General features: G+C 40.6%; 11 protein-coding genes. 8 read left to right on the forward strand and 3 right to left on the reverse strand.

The window, feature by feature from the left end:
* Window positions 1-11 precede the first annotated feature (11 nt).
* From CIK00_RS07615 to CIK00_RS07635, 4 genes are all read left to right on the forward strand, one after another.
* A complete protein-coding gene (locus tag CIK00_RS07615; RefSeq protein ID WP_101768300.1) occupies window positions 12-1421 on the forward strand; it encodes an FAD-dependent oxidoreductase in 1410 nt (469 codons plus the stop codon).
* 176 nt (window positions 1422-1597) lie between these two features.
* Window positions 1598-2296, forward strand: coding sequence for a 5'-methylthioadenosine/S-adenosylhomocysteine nucleosidase (gene mtnN, locus CIK00_RS07620; protein WP_045039538.1), 699 nt, complete (start codon window positions 1598-1600; stop codon window positions 2294-2296).
* Between the two features lie 327 nt (window positions 2297-2623).
* Entirely contained in the window at window positions 2624-3460 is an 837-nt protein-coding gene (gene btuF / locus CIK00_RS07630; protein WP_101768301.1) for a vitamin B12 ABC transporter substrate-binding protein BtuF, read from the forward strand.
* A gap of 124 nt (window positions 3461-3584) precedes the next feature.
* Window positions 3585-4196 (forward strand): trimeric intracellular cation channel family protein, encoded by a 612-nt coding sequence (locus CIK00_RS07635; protein ID WP_101768302.1) that lies wholly within the window; start codon window positions 3585-3587, stop codon window positions 4194-4196.
* Window positions 4197-4292: 96 nt separating this feature from the next.
* Here the strand turns inward: CIK00_RS07635 and CIK00_RS07640 are convergent, their stop codons facing one another.
* Window positions 4293-4913 carry a DedA family protein gene (locus CIK00_RS07640; RefSeq protein ID WP_101768303.1) on the reverse strand — a complete coding sequence of 207 codons (621 nt, stop codon included), beginning with the start codon at window positions 4911-4913 and terminating at the stop codon, window positions 4293-4295.
* Window positions 4914-5245: 332 nt separating this feature from the next.
* Here CIK00_RS07640 and CIK00_RS07645 point away from each other — a divergent pair, with 332 nt between their 5' ends.
* Window positions 5246-6535 carry a peptidoglycan DD-metalloendopeptidase family protein gene (locus CIK00_RS07645; RefSeq protein ID WP_233426544.1) on the forward strand — a complete coding sequence of 430 codons (1290 nt, stop codon included), beginning with the start codon at window positions 5246-5248 and terminating at the stop codon, window positions 6533-6535.
* A 97-nt stretch (window positions 6536-6632) separates the two neighbouring features.
* On the opposite strand, the gene erpA is transcribed toward CIK00_RS07645, so the two are convergent.
* Entirely contained in the window at window positions 6633-6974 is a 342-nt protein-coding gene (erpA, locus tag CIK00_RS07650) for an iron-sulfur cluster insertion protein ErpA (RefSeq protein ID WP_045036017.1), read from the reverse strand.
* Between the two features lie 62 nt (window positions 6975-7036).
* Complete coding sequence (gene clcA, locus CIK00_RS07655) at window positions 7037-8452, reverse strand: H(+)/Cl(-) exchange transporter ClcA (RefSeq protein ID WP_101768305.1); 1416 nt, start codon at window positions 8450-8452, stop codon at window positions 7037-7039.
* A 318-nt stretch (window positions 8453-8770) separates the two neighbouring features.
* On the opposite strand from clcA, the gene hemL reads away from it, so the two are divergent.
* The 3 genes from hemL to rsmC all read left to right on the forward strand — a co-directional run bounded on the left by hemL (window position 8771) and on the right by rsmC (window position 12721).
* Window positions 8771-10075 (forward strand): glutamate-1-semialdehyde 2,1-aminomutase, encoded by a 1305-nt coding sequence (hemL, locus tag CIK00_RS07660; protein ID WP_101768306.1) that lies wholly within the window; start codon window positions 8771-8773, stop codon window positions 10073-10075.
* A gap of 385 nt (window positions 10076-10460) precedes the next feature.
* Entirely contained in the window at window positions 10461-11546 is a 1086-nt protein-coding gene (locus CIK00_RS07665) for an AI-2E family transporter (protein WP_101768307.1), read from the forward strand.
* 155 nt (window positions 11547-11701) lie between these two features.
* Window positions 11702-12721 (forward strand): 16S rRNA (guanine(1207)-N(2))-methyltransferase RsmC, encoded by a 1020-nt coding sequence (rsmC, locus tag CIK00_RS07670; protein ID WP_101768308.1) that lies wholly within the window; start codon window positions 11702-11704, stop codon window positions 12719-12721.
* Window positions 12722-12974: the final 253 nt, after the last annotated feature.

Here is a 12974-nt window from a genome sequence, read left to right on the forward strand (position 1 = left end):
AGGGAAACCAAATGAGCCAGAATGTTTACCAATTTATTGATGTCGAGCGTATCGACCCACCTAAAAAAGCGATTCAAATTCGAAAAATCGAGTTTGTCGAAATTTATGAGCCCTTTACAGAGCAACAAGCAGGAGCACAAGCAGACCGTTGCCTCGATTGTGGTAACCCTTATTGTGAGTGGAAATGCCCCGTGCATAACTACATTCCACAATGGTTAAAGCTTGCTAATGAAGGCCGAATTATTGAAGCGGTAGAGTTATCGCATCAAACCAATACCCTGCCAGAAGTCTGCGGTCGGGTTTGCCCACAAGATCGCTTATGTGAAGGGGCATGTACCCTTAATGACGATTTTGGTGCGGTCACTATCGGTAATGTTGAAAAATACATTACTGATAAAGCGTTTGAAATGGGGTGGAAACCCGATATGTCAGGCGTTGAACTCACTGATAAAAAAGTCGCCATCATTGGCGCAGGTCCAGCAGGACTGTCATGTGCTGATGTGCTGGTACGTAACGGCGTAAAACCAGTGGTGTTTGATCGCTACCCTGAAATTGGCGGCTTATTGACGTTTGGTATTCCTTCGTTCAAATTAGAAAAAGATATTATGGTCAATCGCCGTCGTGTCTTTAGTGAAATGGGGGTTGAGTTCCAGCTTAATACTGAGGTGGGTAAAGATATCAGCATTGACACTCTGCTCGCTGATTATGACGCGGTTTTCTTAGGGGTCGGCACCTATAAAAATATGCGCGCAGGGCTAGATAACGAAAATGCCATCGGAGTCTACGATGCGCTACCGTTCTTAGTCTCTAACACTTATCGAGTGATGGCGCTTACACAACCACAACCGTTTATTGATATGCAAGGCAAACGGGTTGTCGTCCTTGGTGGTGGTGATACCGCAATGGATTGTGTTCGTACCTCAATTCGCCAAGGCGCAAACAACGTTATTTGTGCTTATCGTCGTGACGAAGCCAATATGCCAGGATCGAAGCGTGAAGTGAAAAATGCGCGAGAAGAAGGGGTTAACTTTATGTTTAACCTGCAACCATTAGGTATTGAGGTTGATAGTTCAGGTAACGTGATTGGCGTTAAAGTCGTAAAAACCGCCTTAGGTGACGCTGATGCTGCGGGTCGTCGACGCCCTGAACCCGTTGCCGACAGTGAACATGTCTTAGCGGCTGATGCGGTGATTATGGCATTTGGTTTTCAACCACACGCCATGCCTTGGCTCACACCTTATGATGTCGAGCTCGATCAATGGGGTCGAATTAAAGCGGCTGACACTGAGTTTGCTTTCCAAACGTCAAACCCAAAGATCTTTGCTGGTGGTGATGCGGTGCGTGGTTCTGATTTAGTCGTCACTGCCATTGATGAAGGTCGAAAAGCCGCTGATGGTATTCTCGATTATTTAAACCTGTAACTGACCTCTCCATTAACACGTGTTATCAACACAGCAGTTATCTCTAATAACTGCTGTGACGTTACAACGGTTAACAGTGTTTAGACGAGAGTTTTGGAATAATGATTATGGCTCATGCTACAATCTTAGCCATATCAGCACGGCAAGTGCACCTCATCAATAAAGAGATACCATTCATGAAAATCGGCATTATTGGCGCGATGGAACAAGAAGTTGCCATCCTTAAAGATCAACTTACTGACTGTGAAACCCATAATACAGCAGGTTGTACTATCTACACTGGTAAACTAAACGGTGCGAACGTAGCATTACTACAATCAGGTATTGGTAAAGTATCCGCAGCAGTAGGTACAGCTATTTTACTTGAAATCTTTAAGCCTGATGTAGTGATTAATACCGGTTCTGCTGGCGGTTTTGAATCAAGCTTAAACGTAGGCGATGTGGTTATTTCAACTGAAGTACGTTACCACGATGCTGATGTAACAGCATTTGGTTACGAAATCGGTCAAATGGCACAACAACCTGCCGCTTTCCTGTCTGACGAAAAATTAATGTCTGTTGCAGAACAAGCACTAGCAGCATTGCCACAACCACCCCACGCGGTTCGTGGTTTGATTTGTACTGGCGATGCTTTTGTATGTTCAGCTGAGAAACAAAACTTCATCCGTACCCATTTCCCAACAGTGGTTGCGGTTGAAATGGAAGCCGCTGCTATTGCGCAAGCTTGTCACCAATTCAAGGTTCCATTTGTGGTTGTTCGTGCAATTTCTGATGTTGCAGACAAAGAATCACCAATGAGCTTTGATGAGTTCCTGCCACTTGCAGCACAGAGTTCTTCTGTAATGGTTGCTAAAATGGTTGAATTGTTAAACTAATAACATCAATGAGATGATAACTACTGATAACAACTTCGGCATTTATCGCCTCATTAACAACCAATGGCTCCCTGCTCGCTTTATGGGGAGCTTTATTACTACATTGGTTATTACCCATCCCCTCTACATTACATCTATTGTGTATCTGGCACCGTCTAGCATTATTAATTACCGCACGGGTCAACCACTCATAACAACGATTATTAGCTCGCCTTGTCTCTCGGCGATACTGCATCTTGCACAAATACAACAACTCATAACGCAACGCCTTTATGTGTGGCTCGCAGTTGAAAGTTTATTACTATATTTTTTTTATGGAGTTTTATAGTGCGATTCTTATGTTTACTTATATTCGTTATAAGTACCATTACACCTAGCGTTGCGGCAACGTTAGCCCAACAAACACAACGTGTAATTAGTTTATCGCCTCATACCACTGAAATGGCTTATGCGGCTGGATTAGGAAATAAACTCATTGCCGCCAGTGCTTACAGTGATTATCCTCCCGCAGCTAAAAAATTAGAGCGAGTGGCAAATTATCGCGGTCTTAAAATGGAGCGTATTTTAGCCCTAAAACCTGATTTGATTTTAGCTTGGCAAGGCGGCAACCCTAGCCGAGAATTAGCCCGTTTAGAACAACTGGGGATTAAAATACTCTATTCAAACCCAAAAACATTGGCCGATATTCCCAAGACATTAGAACAACTGGGGCAATATGCCGATTCACCACAACCTGCACAGCAAGCTGCCACTGAATTTAGACATCAGTTACAACAATTAAAAATAACCAATCACAATAAACCTAAAGTACGCTATTTTTATCAATTAGGTTCAACGCCGTTAATGACCGTTGCCGATAGTGGCTGGCCAAGTCAGATTTTTCAATTTTGTGGTGGCGAAAATATTTTTGCAAATAGCAGTGTGGCCTACCCACAAGTTAACCAAGAGCAAGTGATTGTTCGTCAACCTCAAGTGATATTTAGTGCTCAACCAATCGCTGACACTCAACAATTATGGGCGCAATGGCAACACCAACTAATTGCAATAAAACAACACCATCTTTACCGACTTAATACTAATTGGTTAAATAGACCAACACCACGAACATTACTTGCCATTAAACAAGTCTGTGGATTACTCAATCAAGTACGAGATGATCACTAATCACAGTATGGATATAAAGCCTGTGAATAACGTCACAAAGCATTTTATTACTGTTGTGCGTTACGTATTTATTTGTACAATCTCTGCCGCTTAACTCAACTTCATTATTCTTGCAGGAACAGAGATGCTTATTTATTTTCTCGATATGTTTGGCACTGCCATTTTTGCTGCATCAGGTGTACTTATGGCTGGACGGTTACGCATGGACCCTTTTGGTGTCGTCGTTCTTGCCAGTGTAACGGCGATTGGCGGTGGTACTATTCGAGATATGGCATTAGGGGCAACACCGGTTTTTTGGATCCACGATACCAACTATTTATGGGTGATTTTTATTACTTGCGTTATCACTATGATAGCCGCTCAACGACCACAACGAATGCCATGGTATTTTTTACCCGTAGCCGATGCAATTGGACTTGCTGTGTTTGTTGCGATTGGCGTTGAGAAATCATTACGTTATGGTGCATCGCCATTAGTGGCCGTTATTATGGGGGTGATCACTGGATGTGGTGGGGGAGTTATTCGTGATGTTTTAGGTCGTGAAGTACCGATGATTTTCCGCACAGAGGTTTATGCTACGGCTTGTATTATTGGCGGTACCATTCATACCCTTAGTTTATCTCTGGGTGTCCTACCGTCGATGGCAGCGATCATGGGGATTATTACTACCTTATCAATTCGTTTAGCCGCTATTCGCTGGAATCTTTCTTTACCTACTTTTGCTCTGCGTAATTAACTAAACAACGATCACACGTCTATAATAAAAAACCGCCAGCTAACACTCTTTCGCGTTAAATACTGGCGGTTTTTTTATCATTCAAATAGCAGACTTTTATTTTTCAATCACAACTCTATTACGCTGAAAACGGCGGTAAACCAACCATATTATTGCGATAATAATCACTGCGACGACAACCCAACATTGCGTTTGATATTTATGATAAAACGCTAAAATAGGCGCAACTTCATCACGTAAATAAGCAGGCGCAACACCAAACACAAGCAACCAGACGGTTACCGCTAAAAAGTTTCCTGTAAAAAATAATTTTGCGGGCATGGCGGCAATACCACAGCCAATACACATGAATTGTTTAATGCCTTCGACAAAACGGCTAATAATCAGTCCTAACATGCCATAGCGATCAATAAAGCCATGCAGTTTGGTTAATGTTTTAGGTTTAATCCATTGCTTGTGAGTTAGCACGTGACCAAATTGACGTCCAATAAAGTAGCCGATGCTATTACCAATAAAGCTAGCTCCCCAGCCAACCATCAGTACTGCAGGTAATGACATTTTTCCTGATGCCGCTAATAAACTTGCCACGACTAATAATGACTGTCCTGGCGCAGGGATCCCCATGCCCTCAACCGCAATCGCGAGAGCTAAAATATAATAACCATATTGCTGCAGCAATGGCGTGAGTTCAGTAATAATATGTTGAATCGATTCCATGGCTAGTCAGTCTATGTCAGAAAAATAAGGGTTGATTTGTGATGATAGACTGAATTTAATGAAGACTCTAACGATCAAAGCTAAAAATTAAGCTTACTAAAATGAACCTATTCAAAAAAAACCGCTCTCAATAAATAAGAATACTTTTTACAACAGAATCAGTAATGACTAAACGCTGCTGTAAAAGTAACTATTTTCGGTCATTCCGACAAATTTATAAAAAACAACATTGGTTATTTTAACTTCAATAGCACCTGATATTGAAAGCCGTTACACTCAATATTATTTGTTTTTTATTTACTCTCATAATGAATGGAAGCTCATCACCTCGTATGCCAAAAATAAATAAAATACTGATAGGGATAATCAGTAGTGCGATTATTGCCCTCATTATGGCCCCTGATATTTATGCAGAGCCACCCACTAAAACTGAGTTTACGTATCAATTAGGTCAACACTATCCGCTCGTTTTATCTCAAACATCAGTGATAGCCACCAAACCGCTAGCAGACTCTCCATTAGTATGGAAAACACACACCATCAAAAATGGTGAGAGCTTAGCCGTCGCGTTTGATAAAGTAGGCTTAGATAGTGGACTATTACATCAAGTCGTTACCACCAATAATAAAACTAAAAAGCTGATCGCATTAAATCCAGGGGATAATTTGCGTTTTGGCTTTAACAGTTCAGGTCAACTGATTGAATTACATCAGCCATTAAATAATCTTGAAACCTTAATGGTAAAGCGTAAACATCATAACGATGATTTTAGCGCAACTATTGATAAACAGCAGATTGAAACCCAAGCTAACTATGCTCAAGCAACCATTAACTCTAACTTTTGGAGTGCGGCAGATAAAGCGGGATTAACAGCCAATCAAATCATGGAAATAGCCGCGCTGTTTGGATGGGATATTGATTTTGCACTCGATATTCGCGCTGGCGATAAATTTGAGGTGCTATTTGAGCAACATTACCTTAATGGGAATGCAATTGATCACGGTAATATTCTTGCCGCCACGTTTACCAATATGGGACAAACATTTACTGCAGTACGCCATCAAGACGGTAAATATTATGATAAAAATGGCCTAGCAATGCGTAAAGCCTTTCTACGCTCCCCGATTAACTTCCGTTATGTCAGTTCTAACTTTAATCCGCGTCGACTACATCCGGTAACCAAACAAGTCAAAGCTCACCGTGGCACTGATTATGTCGCTCCTGTGGGCACACCAATCTGGGCTGCGGGTGATGGCATGGTTATGGAATCAAGCTATAACCAATTTAACGGTAACTATGTCTTTATTCGTCATAATGGCAACTATGTCACTAAATACCTTCATATGACTAAACGGATGGTCAAAACAGGACAACGAATAAAGCAAGGACAAACGATTGGTACTCTCGGTGGTACGGGGCGCGTCACCGGTCCTCATTTACATTATGAATTTCTAGTCAACGGTAGCCATCAAAACCCACGGACGGTAGATTTACCCCAAGCGCATTCGCTTGCAGGCTCGGCTCAAACCGTGTTTAAACAACAAGCGAGTAAGCAACTTGAACAAGTTAACAGTTACAGCCATTTATTAGCTAAAAATGCCATTTTATTACCTCAAAGCTAATATATTGCTTTCATTCTTGATCATTACCAACATTGATCGTTACTAACAAAAAAAGCCGTCAATAGACGGCTTTTTATAATACATAATGCTCAACGCACTAAACGCTAAATGACGCGCCACAACCACATGTTGTGGTTGCATTCGGGTTATTAACAAAGAAGCGTGAACCTTCTAAGCCTTCAGTATAGTCAACAACACCACCGACTAAATACTGTAAACTCATTGGGTCAACAACTAATGTCACACCGTTATTTTCTATCGTCATATCGCCATCATTGACTTTTTCGTCAAACGTAAAGCCATATTGAAACCCACTACAACCACCACCAGTAATATATACCCGTAGTTTTAATTCTGGATTTTCTTCTTCAGCGATAAGCGTTTTCACTTTATTCGCAGCCACATCAGAAAAAGTCAGCGGCAAATTAACATCGCTCATTACAAAACCTCTCAAATACTTCCATTAATTAAAAGTGATTATCTAATACCTGACTATTTTGTTCAAGTATTAGCCGTCTCAACTGGAGCATCATGTGGTGAATCGTGACCTAATTTTTCTTTTTTAATGGTGCGGTGAAGTAATTGGGAGTAAATCGGTTGACCACCAAGCATTTGAGCCATCATAGTCGCACCCAATGTTGTCACCACTAAAGGTAAAATAAGGTGATAGTTATTAGTCATTTCGATAACCAACAAAATACCCGTAATCGGTGCGCGCACTGTTGCTGCAAATAATGCCCCCATACCTGCAATAGCAAATAAGCCAGGAGCAATATCTAAATGAGGATAAATACCTTGTACCACAATACCAAAAAACGTACCAAACAATGTTCCTAATGCCAGCATCGGCGCAAAAATACCACCGGGAGCACCAGAACCAAAACATAATAATGTTGTTGCAACACGCGCAAAAAACAACAGCAACAACATGTTTAAACTGTAATCACCATTAGTTGCCGGTGGAATAAGAAAAATACCGCCGCCAGTCAGCTCTGGAAAATAAAGTAATAATAGACCAAAACAGCCACCTAATAAGCCACCAGTAATTAAATAACGAGTGCGATTATTATGGTGAATAGTAACAAACCAATCTAATGTGAAAATAATTAAGCGGTTAAAAACAACCCAAAAACCACCGAATAACAACCCAAGCACCAAGAATAGCCATAACGAATTAAGTGCTGGCGCATCATATTGCGGCATAGTAATAACCGCACTTTGACCCGAAATAAATCGGAACACGATAGTCGACATCATTGCTGAAATCATTACACATTTAACAGAGATCAAACTGTAACGAAATTGTGGTCGCATCTCTTCAATAACAAACATAATACCCGCCATTGGGGCATTAAAGGCAGCAGCCAAACCACCAGCAGCACCAGCAGCCAATAACGAGTGGCGACCTTCTTTATCTTTTAAACGGAAAATATCTGAAATCATACGACCGATATTACCGCCCATTTGTACCGTCGGACCTTCGCGGCCTAAAACCATACCTGAACCTAACGCGCCTAAACCACCGAAGAATTTAACAGGAATAACTCGCCACCAACGGACAGGACGCATTTCATCCATTGCGCCTTCAATTTCAGGAATACCAGAACCGCCGGCTTCGGGGGCAAAACGGCACACTAAAAAATAACCAATAAAGGCTAATGTACCGCTGACAATAAATGCAGCTAACCATAACGGCAGCACACTTGTAATTTCATCACGTAGCCAGACAGTACGTTGTTCACTCACCCATCGCACACCAATTTCAAATAGTGTACCGACCAAGCCAGCAAGACTACCAACGAGAGCTGAAAGAAATAGAACAGAAATAGGGGTTTTATCTTTGGTCAAAAAACGCCTCACCAAACCACTCGGTTGGAGATGGGAAGGTATATGAAAACCGCGCGATTTTTCAGTCATTAGAAAGCCGTTTTATATAAATATAATGCCATTACAGCGGAGGATGAAGATAGGATCAATACTATAGCCTAATCCAATGTGGTTATGATTTACACTGCTAATGTTGAAAAATAGCTTTGCAACTGTGACATGTTTCTCAAAATTAGAGTGTTTGTTTTTAGATTAGCATTCATTTTAAACAGTAAAATGACTCTATCTTCAGCACCACTTTAGGTACAATAAGGCAGTTTCATTCTCCACACTTCCCTACCTATAATTAATTAGGATCGAAATTTCTGTGGATTAAATCATCGCCTTACTTTTTTTATAGGATTTAACATGAGCAAAACGAGCAAGTCAGCTGATTTATTTGCTAAAGCACAACAAAAAATCCCAGGTGGTGTTAACTCACCAGTGAGAGCTTTTGCTGGCGTTGGTGGTACACCATTATTTATTGATCGCGCTGATGGCGCTTATATTTTTGATGCTGATGGTAATGCGTATATTGATTACGTTGGTTCATGGGGACCGATGATTCTGGGTCACAATCATGCGGCAATTCGTGATGCCGTTATTCACGCAGCCCAGCAAGGTTTAAGCTTTGGCGCACCGACAGCAATGGAAATAACCATGGCTGAGTTAGTATCAGAACTTGTACCGTCGATGGAAATGGTACGTATGGTAAGTTCAGGTACAGAAGCAACCATGAGTGCCATTCGTCTTGCTCGTGGCTTTACTGGTCGTGATAATATTCTTAAATTTGAAGGTTGTTACCATGGTCATGCTGATTGCCTATTAGTAAAAGCAGGTTCAGGTGCATTAACGCTTGGTCAACCTAGCTCTCCGGGTGTTCCAGCTGATTTTGCTAAACATACTTTAACCGCAACTTACAACGATCTAGATTCAGTTCGCGAAGCCTTTACCGCGCAGCCAGATCAAATCGCTTGTATTATCGTTGAGCCTGTTGCTGGCAACATGAACTGTATTCCACCGGTAGCCGGCTTCCTTCAAGGTCTACGTGAAATTTGTGATGAATTTGGCGCACTATTAATTTTAGATGAAGTAATGACAGGCTTCCGCGTCGCACAAGGTGGTGCTCAAGCGTATTACAATGTTAAACCTGATATCACAACGTTAGGTAAAATCATCGGTGGTGGTATGCCAGTGGGTGCTTTTGGTGGTCGTCGTGATGTGATGGAATTTATCGCACCAACAGGCCCTGTATATCAAGCTGGCACGCTATCAGGCAACCCTGTCGCGATGGCAGCAGGTCATGCATGTTTAACCGTATTAATAGAAGAAGGCAATGAAAAGCGCCTTGCTAATACCACTAAACGCTTAGCAAACGGCTTTAAAGCACTAGCTGACAAACATGGCATTCCATTAGCTGTAAACCAAGTTGGCGCAATGTTTGGCTTCTTCTTTATTGATCAAGACAGTGTGACTTGCTATGACGATGTGACTAAATGTGACATTGAACGTTTCAAACGCTTCTTTAATTTAATGTTAGATAAAGGCGTGTACCTTGCACCTTCAGCTTATGAAGCTTGCTTTACGTCCCTTGCACATAACGATAAAGAAATTGATGCCACGTTAGAGGCTGCAGATTTTGCATTTGCAACACTTGCTGCTGAAGCAAAATAGCCTTCTTTTAAAAAATAAATAAGACAATGTTGTTAAAAACATTATTTTATTAATGCTATTATGCAAAAAGGTCACTCGCAGTGACCTTTTTTACGACTGGCGTTTAATATGACGTTAATCAACGAGAACCAATGAATAATATATTCTATTGGTTACTATTTACTGCCAAAAATAAACTGAAAGTCCAACAACCAGTACTAAAACAATTAGCACTAACGGTGGTTTACGTTTTTTTTTGTCATCACAACCACAATTACAACATCCCATAAGCTATCTCCTCGATAAAGGCTATAATCATCAAATTCCCAGTGATGATTATAATGATAATCTTTATCAATTACAGTGAGAATGACTTTTATCGATGGATTTAAAAAGGATAAATACCGTGTCTCACCCGTTTAAGGTAGAACCACGTCACTGGATGCTGATAGTGGCACTCTTTGTCGCCTCTTATGCCAGTTATAAATTGATTGAACCTTATTTAGGTCCGATTGTGTTAGCGTTTATTATTTCTTTATTATTCACACCATTACATAAACGCTTACTAGCCAGAATGCCAACGCGTGAAAATACCGCGGCAATGCTGTCATGTTTTATTATGACGGTGATTATCGTTATTCCTATTTTAGTGGTTTTTTCATCGATCGTGCATCAAGGCACTACCGTATCAAAAGAAAGCTATACATGGTTAACAACCGGCGGACCGAAAGAACTGTTTGCCCACCCTTTTGCCCAAAAAGCACTCGCGCTAATCGATAAATACTCACCATTCCATGATTTTGATCCTCAAGTGATCATTCAGAAAATAGCGACCACAGCCTCTCAAGTTGGCTCACAAGCACTTAATATCAGCGCTAAAATATTAGGTGATGCGACGAATTTATTAGTTAACTTCATGATGATGTTGTTCGTGTTATTTTTCTTACTTCGTGATAACGATAAAATGATCGCTGCCATTCGCCACGTTATTCCATTATCTCGTAGTCAAGAAGACACCATCATGAATGAGGTAGAGCAAGTGGCACGATCTGCCGTGCTCGGTTCTTTCTTAACAGCACTAGCACAAGGACTTGCCGGTGGATTCGCTATGTGGCTATGCGGATTCCAAGGCTTATTCTGGGGTTCAATGATGGCCTTTGCTTCATTAATCCCCGTTGTTGGTACTGCTCTGATCTGGATTCCTGCATCATTGTATTTACTGTTGGTGGGTGATTGGGAATGGTCACTGTTTCTTGCTTGTTGGGGCGTTCTTGTTGTCGGTTCTATCGATAACATTGTTCGCCCACTATTAATGCAAGGTAGTTCAAGTATGAATACCTTATTGATCTTCTTTTCAATTATTGGTGGTATTCAATTATTTGGCTTAATTGGCATGATCTATGGTCCAATTATTTTTGGCGTAACATTAGTGTTGTTTAAAATGTATGAAGTTGAATTTCAATCCTTCCTAAAACAACAAGATAGTAATTAATCTTAAGTAATTACTCACTAGCTTGCCGTTATTCTTAACGACAATAACGGCGGCTTATGATTATACCTCTTCTATTAGCTGCGCCTTTCCATCTGACACTATTTATGGAACAATCCGCGCTCCTGAACCATGATGTCTATTTTGAGGCCAGTTAAATGTCTTATTCCCCTGCGAGCCAAGTGGTTGCTCGTCAATCTGAATTTTTTGAAAATCGCAAAGTCCTTATTGCTGGCGAACTAAATGATACCTTTGCCTCAGAATTACTCACAACAGCACAATCGGTAACAGTATTTACCACCAATTATGGTTACGTAGGTGACATTGAGCACCATCAAGCAATTGACTGTCATTTTGGTACTGAACTTAATGCAGAGCTAGATGTTGATATGATTCTGCTTTATTGGCCAAAAGCAAAAGCCGAAGCTGATTATTTATTATCAATGTTATTGAGTAAGTTTGCGGCTGGCATTGAAATTTGTATCGTAGGTGAAAACCGCTGTGGCGTCAGAAGTGCAGAAAAAATGTTTGCGCAATACGGTCCACTAACCAAATACGACTCTGCTCGTCGTTGTAGTTTCTATTGGGGACGTTGCGATACTCCCGCTCCCACTTTTGATATCAATAAATGGTTCCGTAGCTATCCGATTAATATTGCAGGTGTTAATTTAACAGTGCGTTCATTGCCGGGCGTATTTAGCCACGGTGAGTTTGATAAAGGCTCAGAACTATTACTTAATAATTTACCAGCCCTTAACGGCCGTGTACTCGATTTTGGTTGTGGTGCAGGTGTTATTGGTGCCGTAATGAAAGCCAAATATCCACAGATTGAACTAGATCTATGTGATATTAGCGCACTAGCTATTGAGTCGGCGAAAGAAACATTTAAGGTTAATAATCTAACCGCCAATTTTATTGCTACTGATGTTTATAAAAACATTAATGGTCCTTACCGATATTTAATCAGTAACCCGCCATTTCATTCTGGCTTAAAAACATTTTATGCCGCCACTGAAACGTTTATTAATCAAGCCCCTCAGTATTTACGTCATGGTGGTGAATTAGTGATTGTGGCTAACTGTTTTTTACAATACCCACCATTAATTGAAGCTAGCCTTGGCCAATGTGAAATCCGTTCTCATACTAATAAATTCAATGTATATACGGCAAAAAAATAACTAACCATAAGCAATAATCAAAATCTCTATTTTATAAAGGGCAGTCAATACTGCCCTTTTTTATAACGTTAAATTTGTTAATTTTGTGCCTCTTGACACGATTCCATTCCTAGTAACTTGATTCATAATAAAAATCCAGTATAAACACGATTACTCATCACATTAAGATATTAACAATTAGGACAACCGTTAATATAATAATGTCTATTTTAACGTGGTTACATTTATCGTTAAAACCGTAAATATTAACATC

The sequence above is a fragment of the Photobacterium carnosum genome, assembly GCF_002849605.1.
Taxonomy (GTDB): Bacteria; Pseudomonadota; Gammaproteobacteria; order Enterobacterales; family Vibrionaceae; genus Photobacterium; species Photobacterium carnosum.

Bases quoted from the DNA above. Each gene is read 5' to 3' on its own strand.
- CIK00_RS07615 (WP_101768300.1), top strand. From the start codon at position 12: ATGAGCCAGAATGTTTACCAATTTATTGATGTCGAGCGTATCGACCCA.
- rsmC (WP_101768308.1), top strand. From the start codon at position 11,702: ATGTCTTATTCCCCTGCGAGCCAAGTGGTTGCTCGTCAATCTGAATTT.
- CIK00_RS07645 (WP_233426544.1), top strand. From the start codon at position 5,246: ATGCCAAAAATAAATAAAATACTGATAGGGATAATCAGTAGTGCGATT.
- CIK00_RS07640 (WP_101768303.1), bottom strand. From the start codon at position 4,913: ATGGAATCGATTCAACATATTATTACTGAACTCACGCCATTGCTGCAG.
- erpA (WP_045036017.1), bottom strand. From the start codon at position 6,974: ATGAGCGATGTTAATTTGCCGCTGACTTTTTCTGATGTGGCTGCGAAT.
- mtnN (WP_045039538.1), top strand. From the start codon at position 1,598: ATGAAAATCGGCATTATTGGCGCGATGGAACAAGAAGTTGCCATCCTT.
- hemL (WP_101768306.1), top strand. From the start codon at position 8,771: ATGAGCAAAACGAGCAAGTCAGCTGATTTATTTGCTAAAGCACAACAA.
- CIK00_RS07635 (WP_101768302.1), top strand. From the start codon at position 3,585: ATGCTTATTTATTTTCTCGATATGTTTGGCACTGCCATTTTTGCTGCA.
- clcA (WP_101768305.1), bottom strand. From the start codon at position 8,452: ATGACTGAAAAATCGCGCGGTTTTCATATACCTTCCCATCTCCAACCG.